The following is a 24,133-nucleotide window of genomic DNA, read 5'->3' as shown; positions in this document are numbered from 1 at the left end:
TTTAAGCCCTCTCGCCGCGGATGGAAACTGCCGGGAAGGGGTATTGCTCGTTGCGTTCAACCCAGTCCATGAAGTCGGCGCGAGCGCCGGGGAAGCCGATCATGGTCCAGCCGACCATGCCTTTGTTGCCACCGTGGATCGGGTCGCAGAAGAAGCCTTCCTTGGTGTTTTGCAGCAACAGGTTGAAGAACATCTTGGGCGGCACCGCCTCGAAATGCGCTGTCACCTCACCGCCGCCAGCCTCCAGACGGCGCAACATATCGTCTCGGGTAGCGCTGTCTTGCGCAGCAAAAACTTTGCCGTTGAAGGCTTTCGACCAAGCATCCGTCGCGGCAATGCCCAAACGATAGATCTCCTTGGGCACCAATTTGCTCTGCCAGCCCATCTCCGGCGGCGCATCCGCGTTGAACGGACCTTGCATGAACCACAGGGCACCGCTGGCGTATGGCGTGTTCATCTGGCGGTCAATGTATTCCGGCGCACCCGCTTCCAGGGCACCTGGGCCTTGGGCATCGGCGGGAATCAGCTGCGCGACAGCGGCGTTGATAAACGCCCATTCCTCGGCGGTGAAATACGTGGGCTCGTAGGCTTTTCCGCTGGCTGTAGGCTTAGCGGGCGCGGCCTGGGCCGGCTCAGGCGTGGCCATCAGCATCGAGCCGCCAAGGCCGGTGCTGGCAACCGTGACCACCGGGATCAAGGTCAAGGATTTGCGCAGAAAGTCACGCCGGGGGTTGTCTTGATCTTGATCAGACATGGTGGCACCTCATCATGTGGTCACGGGTTTATCAGCCGGCTTCTGGTGAGCGGCTTGGCTTTTTTCGGCAATCAATGGTTACAAATGATAGCAGGCTATGCATCGAGAGAAGCGCTTCAGCGACTAAAGACTGAGGATTCACGGTTCTTTGACGGCGTCCTCACACATCATTGACCCCCCTTGGACCAACCTGAGCGGCATTCACCTATCTCCTGCTCGGTCATGTCACCCATGCTCAAGAATCAATGGCTACCGGCCTTCGGCCTCGCGTTCATCGCGCTGTTTTCCAGTGCCTTCGTTCAAGCCGACGAGCCGATCTCCATCCGTTCCCCCGAGTGGGCACAACCAGTGGGCAGTCAATACAACCTTCACCAGATGACGCCCACGCTCTATCGCAGCGCGCTACCGGACAGCAACGCAGCGCCGCTGCTGGAAAAGCTGAAGATCGGCACCGTGATCAATTTCCTGCCGGAATCCGATGCCGACTGGCTCAAATCCCCCGATATCCGCCAGGTACAGCTGACTTATCGCACCAACCACGTGGATGATTCCGACGTACTGGCGGCACTGAGAGCCATCCAGGAAGCCGAAGCCAACGGTCCCGTACTGATGCATTGCAAGCATGGCTCTGACCGTACTGGCCTGATGGCCGCGATGTATCGGGTGGTGATTCAGGGGTGGAGCAAGGAGGACGCGTTGAACGAGATGACCTTGGGCGGCTTTGGCACCAGCAACGGCTTCAAGGACGGTGTTCGCTACATGATGAGGGCCGATGTCGCCAAATTACGCAACGCGTTACTCAATGGAGAATGCAGCACCAGTGCCTTCGCCCTGTGCTCGATGAAGAGTTGGATGAACACTGCCAACACTGGCTCCTGAATTCAAACTGCGTTGCCGGGTGTAACGTCTAAAAATAACCGAACCGATTCAACCAACGATCGAGAGTGACCGGGAGCAAGCACGAGTTCGCGAAACGCGCGACCCGTCTGCGGGTTGAACACACCCTCTTGCTCAAACCTTTTGAAGGCTGCACGTGCCAGCACTTCAGACCATTGGTAGGCATAAAATCCGCTTTCGTATCCCGACACGATGTGGCTGAAGCCATTGGCGTAACGCACAGCGTCCAGCGCCGGAAGGTGCCCGACTTCACGGTTGGCACTCGCGAATACCTGCTCAATACTGCGGCCATCGCCTTGGGTGCGGTGCACTTCGATATCAAACAACGCCATGGTCAATGACTCTGCACGCGCCCAAGAGGTCTGGGTGTTGGCATACGCCACTTGCTGCCGGGCTAACGTATCAGGCAAATTCGCGCTCGTTTCGTGATGACTGGAAAGCCAGACAAGGCATTCAGGTGAATCACACCAGCGCTCAAAGAATTGACCGCAAAATTCCGCACTGTCCATGCCCACATCATCGACGCCCATTTTGGTGCGATAGCCTAAGCCCATCATCATGTGCTGGAAGCAGTGACCGAACTCATGAAAAAGGATCTTGAGCTGCCGATGCCCGAGCAAACAAGGCTCATCAGGAGCCCCTTCAAACTGGCTAAAGAGCACGACCATCGGTTGCACTCTGCGACTTTCAGCCGTAGTCCAGCGATTTCTCAACGATAATGCGTAGGGGAAGTCTGCGGCATTTTGCCGATAGGGTACGAAATAGATCTGACCCAGCACTTCACCCTGATCCAGTAGCTGAAAGAGGCGAACCCCGGGCGCCCAGGAGTCGAAGCCATACAGTTCGATAATTTGGATGTCGAACAGACGCCCCACTAACGCAAACAACCGAGATAAGGTGGTATCGAGGGGAAAATAGACGCGCAGTTCCTCTTCGGCAATACCACTGGCTCTTTGCCGAATGATTTGCGCCAGAAAGGCGTGGTCCCAGGGCTGCAGGTCTGCCAGCCCAAGCTCTTGACCCAATGCCGTGATCGCCTGCTTGTCATGGGCGAAGACTGTGCGTGATACCGAAATCTGGTCACGAATAAAAGCCAGCACTTGATCATCGGTATCCAAAATTTGGAATTCGAGTGCCAATTGAACAAAGTTGGTGTAACCCAATAGCTTGGCTTTTTGATTACGGCTGACCATCAGCCTCTGCAACAACGGACCATTGTCGAACTGCCCGGCGTGCGGACCCAGGTCAGAAGCACGCGTGTTGTAGGCGGTGAAAATCTCCTCTCGCAATATTCGATTCTGCGCGTAAGCCATGCAGTCGCGGTAACTCTCCTCATTCAATGTCATCAGCCAACCTTGCAGGTTAACCGCACGGGCATTGCGTGCCATACGCGCTTTGAGCGCCGAAGAAAGTCCCTTCAGCACTGATTCATCGGTGATGTGCTTGCGCCACGCGCTGTTGGCCTGTTCCAACCGAGTCAGGAACGATTGCTGGAGACCGGCAATTTCACGGTCGAGCGTCGTCAGTCTTTTTTGCGCAGCGGGCTCCAACTCGATACCCGCTAGCCGAAACCTACTCAGGGTGCGCCTCAGCAAACTCTGACGGGACGCATCGAACAGAGCTGCTGGTGAGCTCTCAACCAACATTTTGTAGCAGTCGAACAGCCCGCGATGACTCGTCAGTTCTCTCACGAACTCTACGGCCCGAAAAGTGGCTTGCGCGCTGGCTTCCATCCACTGCTGATCGGTGTTTACGCTGTCGAGGAGGGAGATCACAACTAACACCTCGTCGATACGAGAGGTAACGGCTTCCATCGCCAGCACCAGATCATCCCAGTTTGGATAGTGCCGCTGGCTGGCGGTGATGCGGGCGACTTCGTTGCGACTGTGCAGCACGATCGCATCGACAGCTGGCACGAGGTGTTCGGCACGAATAGCCGAGAAAGGCGGCAGGTGATAATCCTGCAACAAGGGATTGGGGGCGGGCATGGTGCTTCCTTGAAGACAACAACAGGGAGTTGTCATCCTGGAACACGCCACAGCAGAGAAGGGTGTAAATGCTTAACGCTCTTCGCCCTGAATTTTTTGTTTCAGGGCGAAGACATCACTGTTGTCAGTCTTTTTTCAGCTTCGGATTAGGAAAGAACTGCACCGCCTGCACCTTGGGGTCCGCCGGCGCTTTCAACGCAGACGTATTCACCCGCGTGCCCAATTCCTTGGGCACCGACAACCCCTGGTCATTCAGCGTGTCGGTATAACCGCAGGCCACACACTCGCGATGGGGCACGTTGTCTTCGGTCCACATCTTCAACTTGTCCGGCTCGCTGCACGCCGGGCAGACCGCCCCGGCGATAAATTGCTTTTTGGTAATCACAGGCCTTTCACTCATGCTGCCGCGTCCTCACTCAGGCCGCTGTGGCGCAAGAGTGCGTCAATCGACGGCGCACGTCCGCGGAAGTCGACGAACAGCACCATCGGTTCCTGGGAACCGCCCCGCGCCAGGATCGCTTCGCGGAAGGCGCGGCCGGTTTCGGCATTGAGCACGCCCTCTTCTTCAAACTTGGAGAAGGCGTCCGCCGACAACACTTCAGCCCACTTGTAGCTGTAGTAACCCGCCGCATAACCGCCAGCGAAGATGTGCGCGAAGCTGTTGGGGAAGCGGTTGTACGCCGGCGGACGCATCACCGACACCTCATCGCGCACGCCTTCAAGTACCTGGGCCACGCTGCGGCCATCACCGTGGGTGGCATGCAGTTCGAAGTCGAACAGCGAGAACTCCAGCTGACGCACCATCATCAAGCCGGACTGGAAGTTTTTGGCGGCGAGCATTTTTTCCAGCAAGTCCTGGGGCAGTGGTTCGCCGCTCTCGTAGTGACCGGAGATCAACGCCAGGCCTTCCGGCTCCCAGCACCAGTTCTCCATGAACTGGCTCGGCAACTCCACCGCATCCCACGCCACGCCGTTGATACCGGACACGCCAGCATGTTCAACGCGGGTCAGCAGGTGATGCAGGCCGTGGCCGAATTCGTGGAACAGGGTGGTGACTTCATCGTGGGTCAGCAGGGCAGGCTTGCCGCTGTCGGCCGGGGTGAAGTTGCACACCAGGTTGGCCACCGGGCTTTGCAGTACGCCGTCGATTTTGCGGCGACGGTCGCGCGCGCCATCCATCCAGGCGCCGCCACGCTTGTTGGCGCGGGCGTACAAGTCGAAGAAGAAGCGGCCGACGTGCTGGCCGTTTTCCTTGATTTCAAACAGGCGGACATCCGGGTGCCAGGTGTCGAAGCCTTTTTGCTCTGCGATTTCGATGCCATACAGGCGTTGCACGATGGCAAACAGGCCGCTCAACACTTTGTCGATCGGGAAGTAGGCGCGCAGGGCTTCCTGGGACACGCTGTAGCGTTGCTCGCGAAGTTTTTCGCCGTAGAAACCGCTGTCCCAGCTTTGCAGGTCGGCGCAGCCTTGTTCGGCGGCGTAGGCCTTGAGCTGCTGCAGGTCCTGGGCGGCAAACGGCTTGCTGCGCTTGGCCAGGTCGCGCAGGAAGCTCAGCACTTGGTCGCTGGACTCAGCCATTTTGGTGGCCAGGCTCAGTTCGGAGAAGGAGGCGTAGCCCAACAGCTTGGCCAGCTCCTGACGCAGGTCGAGGATCTGTTCCATTACCGGGCCGTTATCGTTCTGACCGGCATTCGGGCCTTGGTCCGACGCACGGGTGCAGTAGGCCGCGTAGACTTCTTCACGCAGGGCGCGGTCCTGGGCGTAGGTCATCACCGCGTAGTAGCTTGGGAATTCCAGGGTGATCAACCAACCGTCGAGGCTTTTGGCCTGGGCGGCGGCGGCCATTTGCGCCTTGGCCGAATCAGTCAGACCGGCGAGGGTGGCTTCGTCGGTGACGTGTTTGGTCCAGGCCTGGGTGGCGTCCAGCAACTGGTTGGAAAATTTGCTGCCCAGCTCGGATAGCTTGCTCTGCACTTCGGCGTAGCGTTTTTGCTGCTCCGGCGGCAGATCGATACCCGACAAGCGGAAGTCACGCAGGGAGTGTTCCAGAATGGTTTTTTGCGCCACGTCGAAACCGGCGGCTTCCGGGCTGTTGGCCAGGGCTTCGAAGGCCTGGAACAGTGCACGGTTCTGGCCCATCTCGGTGGAGTAGGCGCTCAACGCCGGCAGGCAGCCTTCATAGGCTTCGCGCAGTTCGGCGCTGTTGCACACGGCGTTGAGGTGGCTGACCGGGCTCCAGGCGGCGCCCAGGCGGTCATTCAGTTCGTCCATGGCCAGAACCAGACCGGCCCACGTCGGATTTTTCCCCTGGCTTTGCAGGATGCCTTCGATGGCGACACGGTTGTCGGCGAGGATCTGTTCGATGGCCGGCTGGACGTGCTCGGCACGGATCGCCGAGAACGGCGGCAGGTCGTAGGACTGCAGAAGCGGGTTGTTCGCGCTCACGGTTGGCACCTTGGCTGAAGAAACATGTAAGAACAAAGATGGGGCCATCTTAATTACAATCAACACCCACCGCAGCTATCAGCAGAAGAGAGAGAGGCTATCGTGACCCTTCGCACCTATCAGAACCACACGCCGGCCCTGGGCGCCGGGGCTTTTGTCGATATTTCGGCGGTGGTGATCGGCGACGTCGAAATCGGCGCCGACAGCTCAGTCTGGCCGCTGACCGTGATCCGCGGCGACATGCACCGCATCCGCATCGGTGCGCGCACCAGCGTGCAGGATGGCTGCGTGCTGCACATCACCCACGCAGGGCCCTTCAATCCAGATGGCTTCCCGTTGCTGATCGGCGACGACGTGACCATCGCCCACAAAGTCATGCTGCATGGCTGCACCGTGGGCAATCGCATCCTGATCGGCATGGGCAGCATCGTCATGGACGGTGCGGTGGTGGAAGACGACGTGATCATCGGCGCCGGCAGCCTGGTGCCGCCAGGCAAGAAACTCGAAAGCGGATTCCTGTACGTGGGCAGCCCGGTTAAACAAGTCCGCCCGCTGACTGACAAGGAACGCGCCTTTTTCACCTACAGCGCCGCGAACTACGTGAAGCTCAAAGACCTGCACCTGGCTGAAGGATTCGACCGATGACCCTGCACTACCAAACCGTGCTGTTCGACCTGGACGGCACCCTCACTGACCCGCGCGAAGGCATTACCCGCTCGATCCAATATGCCCTCGGCAAACTGGGGATCGACGAGCCGGACCTGACCAAGCTGGAGCACTTCATCGGCCCGCCGTTGCTGCAAGCGTTCATGCAGTTCTACGGTTTTGATGAAGCCAAGGCCTGGGAAGCAGTGAATTTCTACCGCGAGCGCTTCAAGGTGACTGGCCTGTATGAGAACCGCGTGTTCGACGGCGTAATGCCATTGCTGGAGGACTTGAGCGGCCAGGGGCGCCAACTCTACGTCGCCACCTCCAAGCCTTGGGTATTCGCCCGCGAGATCGCGCGGCACTTCGATTTCGCCAAGCACTTCAAGGTGATCTACGGCAGCGAACTGGACGGTACGCGCACCAACAAGGTCGAACTGATCGCCCACTTGATGAGCGAGGAAGGCCTGGACCCGGCCACCACCCTGATGATTGGTGACCGCAAGCATGACCTGATCGGCGCGCGCAGCAACGGGTTGGATTCGGCAGCGGTGGGGTATGGGTTTGGCAGTTTTGAAGAGCTGAATGCCGAGGCGCCGACTTGGCATTTTGAAACATTGGGTGAGATGCATCAGGCGTTCCTACAGCGGCCTTGAGACCGCCTTCGCGAGCAAGCCCGCTCGCGAATGGGCCCTAAAGGCCATCACCTTGCAACTGCCTCAACGCTGCTTTGCGCTGGTCAATCGGCATCCCACCGATCTTCTCCACCGCCTTATAAAACCTCACCCAATCCCCACCTTCCCGCGCAAACAGCGCCGCAAACGCCGGCACCCACTGGTCATACAGCCCGAACGGCAACAACCGCGCGTTGTTCATCGGCTGGTTGATCCACGCGTCATAACGTTTATCCCCGCCCCACTGGCTGTCGCGCAGTTGCCGGTATTCGCTGCGCAAACGCTCGAACTCAGCCGCCTTGGCCTGGCGCATCGCATCAGCAGCCAACGGTTGGGCATAGAGTTTTTCCAAGCGTTGCCGGGTGTCGAGGACCAGTTGGATAAACTGGTCACGCTGCTTCGACGTCAACAGGTTCTGCGGCGGCAACCCCCGCGCAGCACGCCATTGCCGCGTGCCTTCCTGCTCGACGAAATTGGCAAACGACTCGTTGAACTCGGTATCGTCCTTCACATAGAAACGTTGGTGCGCCAGCTCATGGAAAATCAACGTGGCCAGACGCTCATCACCCCAGTTCATCATCGAATTCATGATCGGGTCATTGAACCAACCCAAGGTGGAATAGGCCTCGACGCCACCGATTGACACGTCCATGCCGCGCAGCTTCAACAACGCCGCCTCGCCGCGCGCCGCGCCTTGGTTGTAGTAGCCGCGATAGGCCACACAACCGGCAATGGGGAAGCAATGGGTTTCGGGGGACAGAGAGAATTCCTGCGTGGCAAACACATTCCAGACCACATAGGGCCGGCCGATATCGGCATACAACCTGTAGCTCTGGTTGTCAGGCAGGTGCAAATGCTCACTGGCGAACGTGCGTGCTTTTTGTGATTGCACCAGGTGTTCGCGTAACAGCGGCGGGCGGGAAGAATCGGCAATGACCTGCGCCACCGGCTCTCGGGCCCGCAGCAATTGCCATTGGCCGCTGGCCAACTGGCTGTAATAACTCACGCTGGAGCAGCCGCTGAGCAGCAAGACCATCAACCCTGGAAGAAAACGCCTGACCATGCCCCGACCGCTCCTGGGTAATTTGCTCGCCAGACTATCGCGCCTGTGCGGAATTTTTCCATGGCATGACGTGTTTATACTCATAGGGAGTCTGCTGCCATCGGCGCCAGGCTCACCACTTCCTTCCCATTGAGTGCCTGCCATGCGCCAGCTCTTGCTTCCCGTTGCCGCCCTGTTCCTCGGTGCCTGCACCACCACGCCCGTGCCACCGGCGGATCCGCAACAAGCGTGGGTCGACTTCACCACGCCGACGCCGGGGTCAAAGCTAGTAATGGCGCAGCGTTTAGACGGCAAGAACCTGGAGGACGGGCGTTACTTCCAATTCCCGCCCGGCCATCACGAACTGATGGTGCGCTTCGACTTTGAAGTCCCGGCCGGCGGCGGTTTGGGTGGGCTCAGCCAGATGATGTATCGCACCTGCTTCATGACCCTGGAATATGACCACTTCCAGGCTGGCCAGCGTTACGTGCTGGAAGGGCGCTCGTTGGCCTTCACGCCGAATATCCGGCTGTATGACTCGGCGCGTCAGTTGCTCGCTGAGGAACGCAGCGTCAACTGCATCTGATCAGTCGTTGTTTTTCTGGTAGATGATGCGCTTGGTGCCGTTTTCGCACGAACCGACAATCATCGCACTGTCGTGATTCTTGGCTTCTTCGGCGGTGATGATTTCCAGGGTGTACGAAGGAATCGCCTTGGCCTGGATCTTCACTTCAATCTCTTTCCTGAGCTCTTCACAATCTTTTGGCGCGGCCACGGCCGAAGTGGCCAATACACCGCAGATGATTGCCAAGGCAAAACGTTTCATGTGTGAAGCTCCCTGAATGCACTGCGCACGGATGTGCGCTTAGGCTGCAGGCTATTCGATCATATTTGGGGCTCCAGGAGCGAGCCTGCTCGCTCCTGGAGTAGAGGGCTTAGCCGACCAGCGTGGCATCCAGGCTGATTTTCGCATTCAGCACCTTGGACACCGGGCACCCTTCCTTGGCTTTTTTGCTCAGTTCATCGAACTGCGCCTGGCTTGCACCGGGAATCTTGGCCTTGAGGATCAGGTGCACGGCGGTGATCGCAAAACCACCGTCCACCTGGTCCAGGGTCACTTCGGCCTGGGTGTCGATGCTGTCGGCCTTGAGCCCGGCATCGCCGAGAATCATGGAAAAGGCCATGGAGAAACAGCCAGCGTGGGCCGCTCCGATCAGTTCTTCGGGGTTGGTGCCCTTGCCGCCCTCGAAACGCGCCTTGAAGCCGTAGGGCGCTTCACGTAGCACGCCGGTTTCCGTGGAAATGGAACCCAGGCCCGTCTTCAGGTCACCTTCCCAATGCGCGGATGCTTTTTTCACGATACTCATAGCGGTCTCCTCGAACGGTGGTTTTGCGTCAGTAAGGGTTCTGAGGATAGTCGGACTGGCAAAGTTCATCTTGTGAGAGAAACCTAGCAATCAAGTAGGAAATTTCCTGAGTCGCTATTGAATCTCGGGTATATGCCCTCATTGCATAGACATGCACATGAAGCGGCAGGTTTTGGTTCGTCTAAGAAGCCTGCGCCCCCATTGGAGAAGCAGGCTTATGAAATCGCTGTCCGACGTAAAATTTTCCACCCTCGACCTGGTGCCCGTGCGCGCCAATGGAAGCATCGCGCAGTCGCTGCGCAATTCGCTGGACCTGGCCCAGCACGTGGAAAAATTCGGCTACAACCGTTTCTGGGTGGCCGAGCACCACAATATGGACGGTATCGCCAGTTCGGCCACTTCGGTGCTGCTGGGCTACCTGGCCGGCGGCACGTCGACCATTCGCGTCGGTTCCGGCGGTGTAATGCTGCCCAACCACGCGCCGCTGGTGATTGCCGAACAGTTCGGCACCCTGGAGAGCCTCTACCCCGGCCGTATCGACCTGGGCCTGGGCCGCGCCCCTGGCTCCGACCAGATGACCGCACGCGCCCTGCGCCGTGAGCGCTCCGGCAGCGCGGATGAATTCCCGGAAGACGTTGCTGAGCTGATGGCTTACCTGGGCCCTCGCACTCCCGACCAACGGATCATCGCCGTGCCTGGCACCGGCACCAACGTACCGGTGTGGCTGCTCGGCTCCAGCTTGTTCAGCGCACAGCTGGCAGGCGAACGCGGTTTGCCCTACGCCTTCGCCTCGCATTTCGCACCCCGCCTGATGCATGAGGCGATTCGCGTGTACCGCAATCACTTCAAACCTTCAGCCGTGCTGGATAAACCCTACGTGATGCTCGGCATTCCCCTGGTCGCGGCAGATACCGACGAGCAAGCGGACTACCTGGCTACCTCCGTCTACCAACGCATCCTTGCGCTGATGCGCGGGCAAAGCCTGGTGCAGCGCCCACCCGTAAAAACCATGGACGGCCTGTGGTTGCCCCATGAAAAAGACGCGGTCGGCAGCTTCCTGGGCCTGGCAATGGTCGGCGGCCCGGCGAAGATCCGCGCCAAGCTGGAGGTGTTGATCGAGCAGACCGGCGCCGATGAGCTGATTTTCACCAGCGACCTGTACGAGCATGCCGACCGGATTCATTCCTACGAACTGCTGGCGCAGGTGATGAAGGGCTAAAACCTTCAGACGAAAAAAACCGACGCAGCGCGTCGGTTTTTTATGTCTGCAACACGGGATTAACCGCGCTTGTAGGCAATTTCCTTGGTGCCACCCTCGCAGGTGCCGACCACTGTGTGATCGCTCGGCGCAGCGCCTTTATCCACCACTTCCAGCGAATAACCCGAAGCGCCCTTGGCGTCGATTTTCGCTGCAATTTCGCTTTTGAGCTCTTCACAAGGCTTGCCCGCCGCCAGGGCCGTGCCTGCAATGCTCAACAAACCTACCGCTAACAGGAACTTCTTCATCCGTTACTTTCCTTGCGCTGATCGAATAGAGCGTGCCGACGCTTGTGGCATCGGCACCCATTGGTTGTAGCGCAGGTTATGGCAATCGGCCAGTCAGCAAGTTCAACCGATGCGATCAACTACTGGCAATTCGGAACCCCACCTTGAGGGTGACTTGATAGTGCGCGACCTTGCCATTCTCGATATGGCCACGAGTTTCAGTCACTTCAAACCACTCAAGGTGCTTGATGCTCTTGTTGGCTTCGGCGATGGCATTGTTGATGGCGTCTTCGATGCTAGAGGTGGACGAGCCCACCAGTTCGACTTTCTTGTAGGTGTGATGATCACTCATGGCAGTTCTCCTAAGGGTCGTTAAGCAAGCGTAGCAGTCAATGTTCGTACTGCTTCTGGCGACTGTTCGCACCCGAAAGTTCAGATTTACTGCACTTTCTGAAACGGCCGCAGTCGGTATCTACACACGCCACTCAATCACTTCAGGAGAGTCCACATGGCCAACACTTCTTTACGCAAAGCGTCGCTGGAAAGCATGGAAGCCGAGATTTCGAGCCTGCTCAAGTCTTTGGAAAGCCTCAAGGACGATGCATCCGACGAGTCGCGCAAAACCTTGAAGGCCCTGAAAAGCAATGCCGAGAATGCCCTCAAGCACTCCCGCCACCTGATCAGCGATGCCTACGAAGAAAGCAAAGTCAAAATTCGCGAAACCGGTGTTGCAACCCGGGACTACGCACAAGAGCATCCATGGACCACAGCCGGCGTTGCCGTCGGTGCACTGGGCCTGCTCGCAGCTTATCTGCTGTGCAAACGCGGCGATTAAACCGGCTCGCGCCGTAGCTCAGCCTTGAGCCACTGCGCCAGTTGCTCGGCGCGCCCATCGGCGGCGCGCTTGGGCAGCCACAGCGCCAGGTGCGCCGGGGTTTCGCTGAACCCCCACGGCGCCACTAGGCGACCCGCACGCAAGTCCTCGGCCACCAGCGGCTGCGGGGCGATGGCTACACCCAATCCTGCCACTGCCGCCTCCAGTAGATAATACAAATGCTCAAACCCCTGGCCGTGTTTCAACGCGCCGGGTTCGATGCCGTGCTGCGCCGCCCAACTGGGCCAGGCTTGTGGGCGTGACGTGGTGTGCAACAGCTTTTCACCACACAAGGCCTCGGCGGGTGCCTCGCGCAAACGTTCATAGCCGACAAAGCGCGGGCTCATCACCGGACCGATGCGTTCACTGGCCAGCTCATAAACCTGCATATCCGCCGGCCATGGCGGCTCAGCGAACACCAGCAGTGCGTCCAGGCCTGGGCGGCGCGGGTCCAGATCCCCATCACCCGCCGACAGGTGCAGGCGCAGGTCCGGCAAGTCCGCATTCAAGCGGCCCAGGCGCGGGATCAACCAGCGCGCCAGCAGGCTGCCCGAACAACCGAGTACAAATGGCGCGTCGGCGCTGGCCTGGGTCAGCTCGGCACACACATCCCTCAATCGCTCGAAGGCCTCGGCGCTGGCATCCCGCAGCCGAACGCCTGCATCTGTGAGTTTAAGGCCGCGACCTTCCTTGACGAACAGGCTGATACCCAAGTGCTCCTCCAGCACCTTCAACTGGCGGCTGACGGCACCGTGGGTCACATGCAATTGCTCGGCGGCCTGACTGACGCTGTTCAAGCGCGCAGTCGCTTCAAAGGCACGCAGGGCGTTGAGGGGCGGAAGGTCTCGGCTCATCTGTGAGTTTTCCTGACAGGTTGCGGCGATCTTATCGGTTTTCAGCGTAGAACGTCAGGGGTAGAGTGGCCCTCATTGCTTCCCACCCCCCTTTTTCCTGGAGCGTCCCATGACTCAGTCCCAGACCGATCTACGCAACGGCCCAGACGCCAACGGCCTGTTTGGCGCGTTCGGCGGCCGCTACGTCGCTGAAACCCTGATGCCGTTGATCCTCGACCTGGCCCGCGAATACGAAGCGGCCAAGGAAGATCCTGCATTCAAAGAGGAATTGGCCTACTTCCAGCGTGACTACGTCGGTCGTCCAAGCCCGCTGTACTTCGCCGAACGCCTGACCGAATTCTGCGGCGGCGCCAAGATCTACCTCAAGCGCGAAGAGCTGAACCACACCGGCGCGCACAAGATCAACAACTGCATCGGCCAGATCCTGCTGGCACGGCGCATGGGCAAGAAACGCATCATCGCCGAGACCGGCGCCGGCATGCACGGCGTGGCCACCGCCACCGTGGCCGCGCGATTCGGCCTGCAATGCGTGATCTACATGGGCACCACTGACATCGAGCGCCAGCAAGCCAACGTGTTCCGCATGAAGCTGCTGGGCGCCGAAGTGATCCCAGTGGTGGCCGGCACCGGCACTCTGAAAGACGCGATGAACGAAGCCCTGCGTGACTGGGTGACCAACGTCGACAGCACCTTCTACCTGATCGGCACCGTGGCCGGCCCGCACCCGTACCCGGCGATGGTGCGCGACTTCCAGGCCGTGATCGGCAAGGAAACCCGCGACCAGCTGCAAGCCCAGGAAGGCCGCCTGCCGGACAGCCTGGTGGCGTGCATCGGCGGCGGTTCCAATGCCATGGGCCTGTTCCACCCGTTCCTGGACGACACCAGCGTCGAGATCATCGGCGTTGAAGCGGCCGGCCACGGCATCGAAACCGGCAAACACGCCGCCAGCCTCAACGGTGGCGTACCGGGCGTGCTGCACGGCAACCGCACCTTCCTGCTGCAGGACGACGACGGCCAGATCATCGACGCCCACTCGATCTCCGCTGGCCTGGATTACCCCGGCATCGGCCCGGAACACGCGTGGTTGCACGACATCGGTCGCGTCCAGTACACCTCGGTGACCGACGACGAAGCCCTCGACGCCTTCCACAAATGCTGCCGCCTGGAAGGGATCATTCCAGCCCTGGAAAGCGCCCACGCCCTGGCCGAAGTGTTCAAACGCGCGCCGACCCTGCCGAAGGATCACCTGATGGTGGTCAACCTGTCCGGCCGTGGCGACAAAGACATGCAGACCGTGATGCACCACATGGAAACTTCTCAGCAGGAGAAACACTGATGAGCCGCCTGCAAACCCGCTTCGCCCAGCTCAAAGAACAGAATCGCGCCGCCCTGGTGACCTTCGTCACGGCCGGCGACCCTGGCTACGACACCTCGCTGGCGATCCTCAAAGGCTTGCCGGCCGCCGGCGCCGACGTGATCGAGTTGGGCATGCCCTTCACCGACCCGATGGCCGACGGCCCGGCCATTCAACTGGCTAACATCCGCGCGTTGAACGCCAAGCAGAACCTGGTGAAAACCCTGCAGATGGTCCGCGAGTTCCGCCAGGACAACAACGACACGCCGCTGGTGTTGATGGGCTACTTCAACCCGATCCACAAATACGGCGTGCCGCAGTTCATCGCCGACGCCAAGGCAGCCGGCGTGGACGGCCTGATCGTGGTCGATATGCCGCCCGAGCATAACGGCGAGCTGTGCGACCCGGCCCAGGCCGCAGGCATCGACTTTATCCGCCTGACCACGCCAACCACCGATGATGTGCGCCTGCCGACGGTTCTGAATGGCAGCTCCGGCTTTGTGTACTACGTGTCGGTGGCCGGTGTGACCGGTGCCGGCGCCGCGACCCTGGAGCACGTCGAAGAAGCCGTGACCCGCCTGCGTCGCCATACGGACCTGCCGATCAGCATTGGTTTTGGTATCCGCACGCCGGAACAAGCGGCCGCCATCGCCCGCTTGGCTGACGGTGTGGTCGTAGGTTCGGCGCTGATCGACCATATCGCCAATGCAAAGAACGACCAGCAAGCCATCGACGGCGTGTTGAGCCTGTGTGCGGCATTGTCGGAAGGCGTGCGTAACGCTCGTAAGTAAGGGCCCCGTAAGCAGTAGGTAAAGTTCCTGATACAGAGGAATCAACCCGGCCGGGCACGGCCTAAACAGCAAGACCAAGGGATTTCGAACCTCGTTCGAAATCCCTTTTTTGCTTGCGTGCCCTGAGGAATACCCGATGAAAATGCCCAAAACCGTGATTGCCGGCCTTGGCGTGCTGGTGCTTGGCGCCAGCGCCCTGGTGCAGGCTGCGCCTTATGACCAGGGCGGCCCTGACCGTGGCGGCCCGCAGGGCCAGCACGAACAACGCGGCGACGACCATCGCGGCCCGCAGGACAACCGTCGCGGCGGCCCGCCCCAGGACTTCGGCCCGGTCCGCCAGATCATCCACGACAACCACGGCCAGTTCGCCCGTGGCGCACCGCCACCGCCGAATGTGCGCCTGGTGCGTGGCAAGCCGCTGCCCCGCGGCTACTACGGCGAACGCCTCGATAACCGCGCCCTGGCACGCCTGCCGGTGTATCCCGGTTATGAATGGCGCCGTTCGGGGCCGGATGTGGTGTTGATCGCCGTGGGTACGGGCATCGTCTATGAGATCCTCGACGGCGTCCTCAACTGAAACCCGGCTCCTACAGGGCAGTGGTTATTTGAGTTCGATGCGTTCGACTTTGCCTACGAGCAACACGTAGGACAGCGCCCCGAGCAACGCCAGCACCGCGATATAGGTAATCGCCGGCGCAAACGAATCGCCACTGGCCAGAAAGCCAATCACGATCGGCGTGGCAATCGCCGACAGGTTGCCGATGAAGTTGAACACCCCACCGGTCAGCCCCAACAGGCGGGCCGGTGCCAGGGTCGAGACCAGCGACCAGGTAATCGACGCCAACCCATTGCCAAAGAACGCCACCGCCAGGAACGCAATCACCCACGCCGTCGAGTCCACATAGTTGGCGCCGATGATCGCTGTGGAGATCAGCAGCCCGCCGATGATCGGCAACTTGCGCGCGAACCCCACCGACGCGCCGCGACGAATCAGCCAGTCGGAAAAGATCCCCGAACACAGCACGCCGACAAACGCCGCGAGGAATGGCAATGACGCCAGCAGGCCGGACTTGATGAAGTCCATGCCGCGATATTTCACCAGGTAGGTCGGGAACCACGTCAGGAAGAACCACAGCGTGGAGTTGAGGCAGAACTGCCCCAGGTAGATCCCCCAGAGTTTGCGCTTGCTCAACACAATGCCCAGATCGACCCAACTGAACGGCGCCTTGGCGGCTTTTTCCTGCATATCCACCAAGCCGCCACCTTCACGGATCAGGTCGATTTCGGCGGCATTCGCGCCTTTGAAATCCTTCGGCTCGCGGTACACCGCGTACCAGATCACCGCCCATACAATGCCCACGCCACCGGTCGCGACAAACACCATGTGCCAGCCAAAAGCATGCTGCAGCCAGGCCAATACCGGCGTGAGGAATGCCAGCCCGACAAACTGCCCGGAGGTATAAACGCCAATCGCCGTGGCGCGCTCACGCTCGGGGAACCAGGTGGTGACCACGCGGCTGTTGATCGGATAGGCCGGGGCCTCTAAAGCCCCTACCGCCATGCGCAAAACAAACAGCGCGATAAAGCTGGCGGCGAAGCCGAGCATGACGGTGGCGATGGACCACAACAGCAGGGCCGCCGTGTAGAGGATTCGCGGCGGCACGCGGTCCACCAGCCAGCCGCCGGGGATCTGCATGGCCGCGTAGGTCCAGCCGAACGCGGAGAAAATCAGCCCGACGTGCACCGGGTCGATCCCCAGTTCGCTGGTCAGGGCCGGGGCGGCGATGGACAGGTTGCTGCGGTCGAGGTAGTTGATGACCACGGTGATAAACAGCAGCACCATGATGAAGAAGCGCTTTCGGGTAGGCGTGACTAAAGAAGCCTGCCCGGTGAAGGATTCAGGGTGCATGGGGGTTGCCTCTTCTTATGTTTGTTGAGGACAAGTCTTCACTGTCAGAACACGGTCAGTGTGGGAGCTGGCTTGCCTGCGAAGACGGTGTATCAGTGCCAGAGATGCAAGCTGACCCAACGCCTTCGCAGGCAAGCCAGCTCCCACATTTTTTGATCGCGTTCCTTCAGAGGAATATCACCACTCGGCGAAGCTGCCGTCGGCGTGGCGCCATATAGGGTTGCGCCAGCGGTGGCCGATGGCCGCGCGTTCGATCACGTATTCCTCGTTGATCTCGATGCCCAGGCCCGGCCCGTTGGGGATCTTCACAAAGCCCTGGTCATAGTCGAACACGCCCGGATCGCGCACATAGTCGAGCAGGTCATTGCTCTCGTTGTAGTGAATGCCCAGGCTTTGCTCCTGGATAAACGCGTTGTAGCAAACCGCGTCCAATTGCAGGCACGCCGCCAGGGCAATCGGGCCCAACGGGCAGTGCAGGGCCAGGGCCACGTCGTAGGCTTCGGCCATGTTGGCGATCTTGCGGGTTTCGGTGATGCCACCGGCGTGGGAGGCATCCGGCTGGATGATGTCGACGTAGCCTTCGCTGAGCACACGCTTGAAATCCCAACGCGAGAACAGGCGCTCGCCCAGGGCAATCGGCGTGCTGGTCAGCGGCGCCAGCTCTTTGAGCGCTTCGTAGTTCTCGCTGAGCACCGGCTCTTCGATGAACATCAGTTTGTACGGGTCGAGTTCCTTCATCAGCACCTTGGCCATGGGCTTGTGCACCCGGCCATGGAAGTCGACGCCGATGCCGACGTTGGGACCCACCGCGTCACGCACGGCGGCGACGTTGGCCAGGGCCAGGTCGACTTTTTCGAAGCTGTCGACGAACTGCAGTTCTTCGGTGCCGTTCATCTTCACCGCCGTGAAACCACGGGCCACCGCCTCTTTGGCAGCGCGGGCGGTGTCGGCCGGGCGGTCGCCGCCGATCCAGGAATACACGCGGATCTTGTCACGCACCTGGCCGCCGAGGAGATCGCTGACCGACACACCAAGGGCCTTGCCCTTGATGTCCCACAGCGCCTGGTCGATACCGGCGAGGGCGCTCATGTGCACCGCGCCGCCGCGGTAGAAGCCGCCGCGATAGAGCACGGTCCAGATGTCTTCGATATTGCGTGGGTCTTTGCCGATCAGGTAGTCGGACAGTTCTTCAACGGCAGCTGCCACGGTGTGAGCGCGACCCTCGACCACGGGCTCACCCCAGCCGGTCACGCCCTGGTCGGTCTCGACCTTGAGGAAGCACCAGCGCGGCGGGACGATAAAGGTCGTCAATTTGGTGATTTTCATCTGTTATCTCTCTTATAGATGCGGCGCCGGTAGGCGCGAAACTTGATTCAGCTGAGGGCTTTCCAGGCGGCGACATAAGCCTGGGCGCGGCTCGCGACCTGATCCACAGTCATACCCGGTTTGAACAACCCGGAACCCAGTCCGAAACCTTTGGCTCCGGCGTCGGTAAACACCTGCATGTTGTCCGGGGTAATGCCACCCACCGGCAGCAGCAAGGTGCCGGCCGGCAATACCGCCAGCCACGCCTTGATCACCGAAGGGCCCATTTGCTCGGCGGGGAACAGCTTCAACACGTCAGCACCTTCGGCCAGTGCGGCGAAGGCTTCGGTGGGCGTGGCCACGCCCGGGGACAGAAACAGGCCCGCGGCTTTGGCGGCACGCAACACCTTGGCATCGCTGTGGGGCATGACGATCACCTGGCCACCGGCCGCCTTTACCTGCTCGACCTGCTCCGGCGTCAACACCGTGCCGGCACCGATCAGGCAATCGGCGGGTAAGCTGTCGCGCAGGGTGCGGATACTGGTGTAAGGGTCGGGCGAATTCAGCGGGACTTCGATCACCCGAAACCCCGCCTGGTACAGCACCTGGCCGACAGCCTGGGCTTCGTCCGGGCGAATGCCGCGCAGGATGGCGATCAAACCGTTTTGCGCGAGTGCTTGCTTGAGCATGTCAGGCCTCCAATACAGGTTGAGTGAGCCCGGCCGCCACGGCCAGTTGCCACAGGCCGCGCTCGGTGGCTTCCTGCGCCAGGCTGACGTGGGCAAAGCCGCAAAGGGCGAGGGCGCGCTGATAACGGGCGCAAAGGGGCGCGGCGCCGACCAGGATGATCGGCTTGTGTTTGGCGCTGTCAGGCAGGCCGGCGAGTTCATGGCCGATAAGCAAGCCGGAGAGGTAATCGGGCTGTTGGTCAGGCGCGAGTTCGCCGGTGAGCCCGAGGGTGCGGGCACTGAACAAGGTGGACAGCACGCCGCGCTGACCGTCTTCGGAAAGCGCCACGTGCACGCCTCGGTCGAAGGCTTCAGCCTGGAATTGTTCGCTGGGTTGCTGGGTACGCCCGAGGATGCTGTGTTTGCTCAACACCGCAAACAACTCGCCGGTCATGAAGGTATCGAAGTGCGTGATACAGCCGTCGACCACCTCCACCCACTTGGAATGGCTGCCCGGCAGGCCGATCAACCCGTCGGTGCCCAGCCCTTGCAGCACGCCCAGCACCTGGGTTTCTTCGCCGCGCATTACGTTGGGCAAGCCGACCTGCTCGATCACGCCCGGCACGATGTGCACGTCCACGCCGCGCAGGCTGTGCACCTGATGCAGCGCCTGGCCGAGGCTGGCGACGTCGACCGGGGTATTGCGGTAGGCCGCTTCGCTCCAGCCTTGGGCGCTGCCGACCATGCCACAGGCAATCACCGGCAAACCCGGTTCGGCATCGAGCCAATCCCCGCACGCCGCATCGAACGCCAACTCGAAGCCGTTGCTGCAACGCACACCGGCAATGTCCCGGGGTTCGTTGGGCAAATGCATGATGCCCCACGCCAGCGAGCGCTGTTCCAGCACTGTGCCTGCGGGGCCGAGTTTGTAAGCACGAAGGGAGCTGGTCCCCCAATCGAGCGCGATCAATTGCGCCTGCATCGCTTCACCTGAATTCTGAGCGGATGCAGCGAATATAAACCTACGCGGGCGAAAGTCTCAATATATAAATATCAATCCCATATTTAGGGATTTTATTCAGGAAAAGGCTGACAAGTTCAGTTCCCGCATCCCCCCCATCCACACCGCATAGTCGGTGTGGTCCTTCAAGTCATCGCCGGTCTCGGGGTGCAGGAACACCACCAGCCCGTTGCGATGGATCACCAACCATGGCAGCACCACGCCGATGTATTCGGGATCGAACGCCAGTTGGCAGCTCCAATCCGGATGCGGGCCCACCGGTCGTTCGTGCACACGACCCATGCGCAGAGGGAAGAGTTTGGCGGCGTCTTCGCACAGGGTGCGCGCCTGTTCGATCGTGCTGGCGTCGAAGTAGATATGGGCGTGGTAGCCCTTGATACGTTGCATGGCGGACTCCGGATCCAATATGCGCCAGATGCTAGACCGCAATGGACGGCAGGGCCAGCCCGGTCAGCGACTGAGCGCTGCTGGCTTGTTCTGCCACCAGCCAGTCGACGAAGCGCTCGACCAACTGCCCCCTGCGTTTGCGCTGGGGCTGCACCACGTAATAGCCAAAGCGCGAGATGACGGTGTCGCTCACCGGTCGGCACAACCAGCCCTGCTCCAGCAGGTTATCCACAAGGTGCCGCCAGCCGATAGCCACGCCCTGGCCGGCAATCGCCGCCTGGATCAACAGGGTGTAATTGTCGAAACGCAATTGGCCGGGCGTCGGTGCGCTGGCGATGCCCAGTTCGCGAAACACACCGCTCCAGTCGAACCACTGGCTGTTGTTTTCCTGGCGCAGGTGCAGCAAGGGGACATCGTGCAAATTTTGCACAGTCAGCGGCGTCGCCTGTTCCTTGAGCCACTGCGGGCTGCACACCGGGAACACTTCCTCGTTGAACAGCCACAGGCTGTCGCCCTGCTTGAAACGGCCGTCGCCAAACAACACCGCCACGTCGATATCGCTGCGCAAAGTGGCGTGATTGCGCTCGCTGGTCACCAGGCTCACATCGACCTGAGGGTTGGCCTGGTGAAAGCGGTGCAGGCGCGGCATCAACCAATAGGCGGCGAAGGCGAAGTCGGTGGCGACTTGCAGCACTTCATGCTGGTCCTGTTGGGTGATCAGGCTCAAGCCCTGGTTGATGCCCTGCAAACCGCCTTGCACATGCTCGAACAACAGGGCACCAGCGTCAGTCAGTTCGATACCCCGGTAGATGCGATCAAACAGGCGGATCGCCAACTGTTCTTCCAGGCGCTTGATCTGCTGGCTGATGGCCGGTTGGGTGGTGCCCAGTTCCATCGCCGCGGCGGTAAAGCTGCGATGGCGTGCGGCGGCTTCGAAGGCACGCAGCAAATCGAGGGACAGGTCACCGAGGGCTTCATACATAAGCTGTGCTTATCCTAGACATTGCTTTTCATGGGCTTTACCCCACTTTTCATGGGCTGCATGCTCATTCGCATAAACACCGCCTATGGAATGCCGATAGATCATGAAGCGCAAGAACATTCTTTTCATCATGGCCGATCAAATGGCCGCCCCGTTGCTTCCGTTCTACGGTTCTTCGCCTATCAAGTTGCCCAACCTGAGTCGCCTCGCCGAGCAGGGTGTGGTGTTCGATGCCGCCTATTGCAACAGCCCGTTGTGCGCGCCGTCGCGTTTCACCCTGGTGAGCGGCCAGTTGCCGAGCAAGATTGGCGCCTACGACAACGCCGCCGATTTCCCCGCCGATGTGCCGACCTACGCCCACTACCTGCGTCGCCTCGGCTACCGCACCGCGCTGTCGGGCAAGATGCACTTCTGCGGTCCCGACCAACTGCACGGTTATGAAGAACGCCTGACTAGCGACATCTACCCGGCCGACTACGGCTGGGCGGTGAACTGGGACGAGCCGGACGTGCGCCCCACCTGGTATCACAACATGTCGTCGGTGCTGCAGGCCGGGCCGTGTGTTCGCACCAACCAGCTGGATTTCGACGAAGAGGTGGTGTTCAAGGCCCAGCAATACCTGTTCGACCATATCCGCGAGGACGGCGACCAGCCGTTCTGCCTGACAGTGTCAATGACTCACCCCCACGACCCGTACACCATTCCCAAGCCGTTCTGGGACCTGTACGACGACGCTGATATCCCGTTGCCTACAACACCCGCGCAAGCCGATCTCGACCCGCATTCCCAACGCCTGCTCAAGGTCTACGACCTGTGGGACAAGCCGCTGCCTGTGGATAAGATCCGTGATGCGCGGCGTGCCTACTTCGGCGCGTGCAGCTATATCGACAGCAACGTCGGCAAGCTGCTGCAAACCCTGGAAGACACCGGCCTGGCCGACGACACCATCATCGTGTTCTCCGGCGACCACGGCGACATGCTCGGCGAGCGGGGCCTCTGGTACAAAATGCACTGGTTTGAAATGGCCGCCCGCGTGCCGCTGCTGGTCAGTGCGCCGGGACAGTTCGCGGCAGGCCGCGTGAGCAAAGCCGTGTCCACCGCCGACCTGCTGCCGACCCTGGTGGAACTGGCCGGCGGCGAGCTGGACCCGCGCCTGCCGCTGGACGGCCGCTCGCTGGTCCCGCACTTGCAAGGGCAGGGCGGGCACGACGAAGTGTTTGGCGAGTACATGGCCGAAGGCACCATCAGCCCGCTGATGATGATTCGACGGGGCGCCTACAAATTCATCTACAGCGAAGACGACCCTTGTCTACTGTTCGATGTACACAACGACCCACGGGAGCAGGAAGACCTCAGCCAGTCGCCGCAACACCGGGCACTGTTTGCAGCCTTCCTGGACGAGGCGCGGGCCAAATGGGACATCCCGGCGATCCACCAACAGGTGCTCGCCAGCCAACGCCGCCGCCGTCTGGTGTTTGAAGCACTGACCCAGGGCAAGCTGAAGAGCTGGGATCACCAGCCACTGGTGGACGCCAGTCAGCAATACATGCGCAACCATATCGACCTCGACGACCTGGAGCGCAAGGCACGTTATCCACAACCCTGCCAAAACCAATAACACTGAGGGAAGGCCATGCAAAAGTTAACTGTGATGCTGGGGCTCCTGGCGCTGGGAAGCGCCAATGTTTACGCAGACGCCAGTTGTGAAACGGTAAAAATGGCCGATCCGGGCTGGAGCGATATTGCGGCCACCAATGCCATCACCGGGTTTCTGCTGACGGGCATGGGCTACAAACCCAAGGTCGACACCCTGGCGGTGCCGATCACCTTTGGCGGCCTCAAGGATGGCCAGGTGGACGTGTTCCTGGGCAACTGGATGCCGGCGCAGCAGGGCTTCTATGACAAGTTCGTGGCCAATGGCGACGTGGTGCAACTGGCGAAGAACCTCGACGGCACCGAGTTCACCCTCGCCGTGCCCGACTATGTGTGGGACGCCGGGGTGCATGACTTTGCCGACCTGAACAAATTTGCCGACAAGTTCGACAAGAAGATCTACGGCATCGGCTCCGGCGCGCCAGCGAATATTTCGTTGCAGGAAATCATCAAGAAGAACGACTTCGCGCTCGGCCAGTGGAAGCTGGTGGAGTCCAGCGAACAGGCGATGCTCGCCGAAGTGTCGCGGGCGGTTAAGAAGCAGAAATTCGTGACCTTCCTCGGCTGGACCCCGCACCCGATGAACGTGCAGTTGAAAATGCACTACCTCAAGGGCGGCGAGAAATACTTTGGTGACACTGGCAGCGTGTATACCTTGACCCGCAAGGGCTACGCACAGGCCTGCCCGAACGTCGGAAAACTGCTGACCAACCTGAGTTTTACCCAGGACATGGAAAACAGCATCATGGCCGAGGTGGCCAACAACAAGGTCAGCAATGCCGATGCGGCGAAGGCGTGGATCAAGGCCAACCCGGCGGTATTGGATAAGTGGCTGGAGGGCGTCAAGACCGTGGATGGCAAGGATGCGCTGGGCGCTGTAAAAGCCAAGCTCTAAAGGCCTGATGCAATCCAAATGTGGGAGCGGGCTTGCTCGCGAAGGCGTCGGATCAGTTGAGTAAATGTTAACTGACACTCCGCTTTCGCGAGCAAGCCCGCTCCCACAGGGACCAATATGTGCTGATACTCTGCGCTAAA

27 protein-coding genes are annotated in these 24,133 nt (G+C 60.4%); 11 read left to right on the top strand and 16 right to left on the bottom strand.

The genetic code is table 11. The annotated features are described in order from the left end of the window. Position 1 precedes the first annotated feature (1 nt). Entirely contained in the window at positions 2-754 is a 753-nt protein-coding gene (locus HX812_RS18835; RefSeq protein WP_038851100.1) for a gluconate 2-dehydrogenase subunit 3 family protein, read from the bottom strand. A gap of 231 nt (positions 755-985) precedes the next feature. On the opposite strand from HX812_RS18835, the gene HX812_RS18830 reads away from it, so the two are divergent. Further along, a complete protein-coding gene (locus tag HX812_RS18830) occupies positions 986-1,633 on the top strand; it encodes a tyrosine-protein phosphatase (protein ID WP_038851156.1) in 648 nt (215 codons plus the stop codon). Between the two features lie 2 nt (positions 1,634-1,635). Here the strand turns inward: HX812_RS18830 and HX812_RS18825 are convergent, their stop codons facing one another. From HX812_RS18825 to prlC, 3 genes are all read right to left on the bottom strand, one after another. Next, on the bottom strand, positions 1,636-3,639 hold the full coding sequence (locus HX812_RS18825; protein ID WP_038851098.1) for a M3 family metallopeptidase: 2,004 nt from the start codon (positions 3,637-3,639) through the stop codon (positions 1,636-1,638). A gap of 124 nt (positions 3,640-3,763) precedes the next feature. Continuing rightward, positions 3,764-4,039: a YheV family putative zinc ribbon protein gene (locus HX812_RS18820; RefSeq protein ID WP_038851096.1), complete on the bottom strand. Its 276-nt coding sequence runs from the start codon at positions 4,037-4,039 to the stop codon at positions 3,764-3,766. Continuing rightward, positions 4,036-6,135, bottom strand: coding sequence for an oligopeptidase A (gene prlC / locus HX812_RS18815; protein ID WP_177075791.1), 2,100 nt, complete (start codon positions 6,133-6,135; stop codon positions 4,036-4,038). Before prlC ends, HX812_RS18820 begins: the two co-directional genes overlap by 4 nt. Before the next feature lie 54 nt (positions 6,136-6,189). On the opposite strand from prlC, the gene HX812_RS18810 reads away from it, so the two are divergent. Together HX812_RS18810 and HX812_RS18805 are read left to right on the top strand one after the other, a co-directional pair. Further along, positions 6,190-6,732 (top strand): gamma carbonic anhydrase family protein, encoded by a 543-nt coding sequence (locus HX812_RS18810; RefSeq protein WP_038851094.1) that lies wholly within the window; start codon positions 6,190-6,192, stop codon positions 6,730-6,732. Further along, positions 6,729-7,388: an HAD family hydrolase gene (locus tag HX812_RS18805; protein ID WP_033900415.1), complete on the top strand. Its 660-nt coding sequence runs from the start codon at positions 6,729-6,731 to the stop codon at positions 7,386-7,388. Before HX812_RS18810 ends, HX812_RS18805 begins: the two co-directional genes overlap by 4 nt. A 37-nt stretch (positions 7,389-7,425) precedes the next feature. Here HX812_RS18805 and HX812_RS18800 read toward each other — a convergent pair whose 3' ends face one another. Continuing rightward, positions 7,426-8,469: an aminopeptidase gene (locus tag HX812_RS18800; RefSeq protein WP_038851092.1), complete on the bottom strand. Its 1,044-nt coding sequence runs from the start codon at positions 8,467-8,469 to the stop codon at positions 7,426-7,428. A gap of 142 nt (positions 8,470-8,611) precedes the next feature. Here HX812_RS18800 and HX812_RS18795 point away from each other — a divergent pair, with 142 nt between their 5' ends. After that, positions 8,612-9,034: a hypothetical protein gene (locus HX812_RS18795; RefSeq protein ID WP_038851088.1), complete on the top strand. Its 423-nt coding sequence runs from the start codon at positions 8,612-8,614 to the stop codon at positions 9,032-9,034. On the opposite strand, the gene HX812_RS18790 is transcribed toward HX812_RS18795, so the two are convergent. Then, positions 9,035-9,274 carry a DUF1161 domain-containing protein gene (locus tag HX812_RS18790; RefSeq protein WP_016969660.1) on the bottom strand — a complete coding sequence of 80 codons (240 nt, stop codon included), beginning with the start codon at positions 9,272-9,274 and terminating at the stop codon, positions 9,035-9,037. Positions 9,275-9,383: 109 nt separating this feature from the next. Further along, positions 9,384-9,815 carry an OsmC family protein gene (locus tag HX812_RS18785; RefSeq protein ID WP_038851085.1) on the bottom strand — a complete coding sequence of 144 codons (432 nt, stop codon included), beginning with the start codon at positions 9,813-9,815 and terminating at the stop codon, positions 9,384-9,386. Between the two features lie 217 nt (positions 9,816-10,032). Here HX812_RS18785 and HX812_RS18780 point away from each other — a divergent pair, with 217 nt between their 5' ends. Beyond that, on the top strand, positions 10,033-11,034 hold the full coding sequence (locus tag HX812_RS18780) for an LLM class flavin-dependent oxidoreductase (protein WP_033900424.1): 1,002 nt from the start codon (positions 10,033-10,035) through the stop codon (positions 11,032-11,034). A gap of 59 nt (positions 11,035-11,093) precedes the next feature. On the opposite strand, the gene HX812_RS18775 is transcribed toward HX812_RS18780, so the two are convergent. Next, entirely contained in the window at positions 11,094-11,321 is a 228-nt protein-coding gene (locus HX812_RS18775) for a DUF1161 domain-containing protein (RefSeq protein WP_028618619.1), read from the bottom strand. Between the two features lie 115 nt (positions 11,322-11,436). Continuing rightward, the gene (locus tag HX812_RS18770) at positions 11,437-11,652 is read right to left on the bottom strand and encodes a dodecin (protein ID WP_038851083.1); all 216 of its coding nucleotides are present in this window, start codon (positions 11,650-11,652) and stop codon (positions 11,437-11,439) included. 156 nt (positions 11,653-11,808) lie between these two features. Here HX812_RS18770 and HX812_RS18765 point away from each other — a divergent pair, with 156 nt between their 5' ends. Then, positions 11,809-12,135, top strand: a complete 327-nt coding sequence (locus HX812_RS18765) for a YqjD family protein (protein WP_003170746.1) — start codon at positions 11,809-11,811, stop codon at positions 12,133-12,135. Here HX812_RS18765 and HX812_RS18760 read toward each other — a convergent pair. Further along, positions 12,132-13,028 (bottom strand): LysR family transcriptional regulator, encoded by an 897-nt coding sequence (locus HX812_RS18760; protein WP_038851082.1) that lies wholly within the window; start codon positions 13,026-13,028, stop codon positions 12,132-12,134. The two genes, HX812_RS18765 and HX812_RS18760, sit on opposite strands and share 4 nt — an antisense overlap. Before the next feature lie 109 nt (positions 13,029-13,137). Here HX812_RS18760 and trpB point away from each other — a divergent pair, with 109 nt between their 5' ends. From trpB to HX812_RS18745, 3 genes are all read left to right on the top strand, one after another. After that, the gene (gene trpB / locus HX812_RS18755; protein ID WP_016978751.1) at positions 13,138-14,364 is read left to right on the top strand and encodes a tryptophan synthase subunit beta; all 1,227 of its coding nucleotides are present in this window, start codon (positions 13,138-13,140) and stop codon (positions 14,362-14,364) included. After that, on the top strand, positions 14,364-15,173 hold the full coding sequence (trpA, locus tag HX812_RS18750) for a tryptophan synthase subunit alpha (protein ID WP_033900432.1): 810 nt from the start codon (positions 14,364-14,366) through the stop codon (positions 15,171-15,173). The genes trpB and trpA overlap by 1 nt, the downstream gene beginning before the upstream one ends. A gap of 136 nt (positions 15,174-15,309) precedes the next feature. After that, positions 15,310-15,750: an anti-virulence regulator CigR family protein gene (locus HX812_RS18745; protein WP_038851079.1), complete on the top strand. Its 441-nt coding sequence runs from the start codon at positions 15,310-15,312 to the stop codon at positions 15,748-15,750. Between the two features lie 24 nt (positions 15,751-15,774). Here the strand turns inward: HX812_RS18745 and HX812_RS18740 are convergent, their stop codons facing one another. The 6 genes from HX812_RS18740 to HX812_RS18715 all read right to left on the bottom strand — a co-directional run bounded on the left by HX812_RS18740 (position 15,775) and on the right by HX812_RS18715 (position 21,445). After that, positions 15,775-17,082 (bottom strand): MFS transporter, encoded by a 1,308-nt coding sequence (locus HX812_RS18740; RefSeq protein ID WP_038851078.1) that lies wholly within the window; start codon positions 17,080-17,082, stop codon positions 15,775-15,777. Between the two features lie 177 nt (positions 17,083-17,259). Continuing rightward, a complete protein-coding gene (gene dgoD, locus HX812_RS18735; protein WP_003170741.1) occupies positions 17,260-18,408 on the bottom strand; it encodes a galactonate dehydratase in 1,149 nt (382 codons plus the stop codon). 47 nt (positions 18,409-18,455) lie between these two features. Further along, positions 18,456-19,076 (bottom strand): 2-dehydro-3-deoxy-6-phosphogalactonate aldolase, encoded by a 621-nt coding sequence (locus HX812_RS18730; protein ID WP_016978746.1) that lies wholly within the window; start codon positions 19,074-19,076, stop codon positions 18,456-18,458. Between the two features lies 1 nt (position 19,077). After that, positions 19,078-20,037, bottom strand: a complete 960-nt coding sequence (locus HX812_RS18725; protein WP_038851077.1) for a 2-dehydro-3-deoxygalactonokinase — start codon at positions 20,035-20,037, stop codon at positions 19,078-19,080. Between the two features lie 96 nt (positions 20,038-20,133). Then, entirely contained in the window at positions 20,134-20,463 is a 330-nt protein-coding gene (locus HX812_RS18720; RefSeq protein WP_038851075.1) for a DOPA 4,5-dioxygenase family protein, read from the bottom strand. 31 nt (positions 20,464-20,494) lie between these two features. Continuing rightward, entirely contained in the window at positions 20,495-21,445 is a 951-nt protein-coding gene (locus HX812_RS18715; RefSeq protein ID WP_038851072.1) for a LysR family transcriptional regulator, read from the bottom strand. A 103-nt stretch (positions 21,446-21,548) separates the two neighbouring features. Here HX812_RS18715 and betC point away from each other — a divergent pair, with 103 nt between their 5' ends. Further along, the gene (gene betC, locus HX812_RS18710) at positions 21,549-23,063 is read left to right on the top strand and encodes a choline-sulfatase (protein ID WP_038851070.1); all 1,515 of its coding nucleotides are present in this window, start codon (positions 21,549-21,551) and stop codon (positions 23,061-23,063) included. 15 nt (positions 23,064-23,078) lie between these two features. Beyond that, on the top strand, positions 23,079-23,993 hold the full coding sequence (choX, locus tag HX812_RS18705) for a choline ABC transporter substrate-binding protein (protein ID WP_038851068.1): 915 nt from the start codon (positions 23,079-23,081) through the stop codon (positions 23,991-23,993). Positions 23,994-24,133 lie beyond the last annotated feature (140 nt).

Source organism: Pseudomonas sp. IPO3749, from assembly GCF_013386605.1.
GTDB lineage: Bacteria > Pseudomonadota > Gammaproteobacteria > Pseudomonadales > Pseudomonadaceae > Aquipseudomonas > Aquipseudomonas azotoformans_A.
The sequence above is the reverse complement of the archived record's forward strand: the minus strand, read 5'-3'. Positions and strand labels throughout refer to the sequence as shown.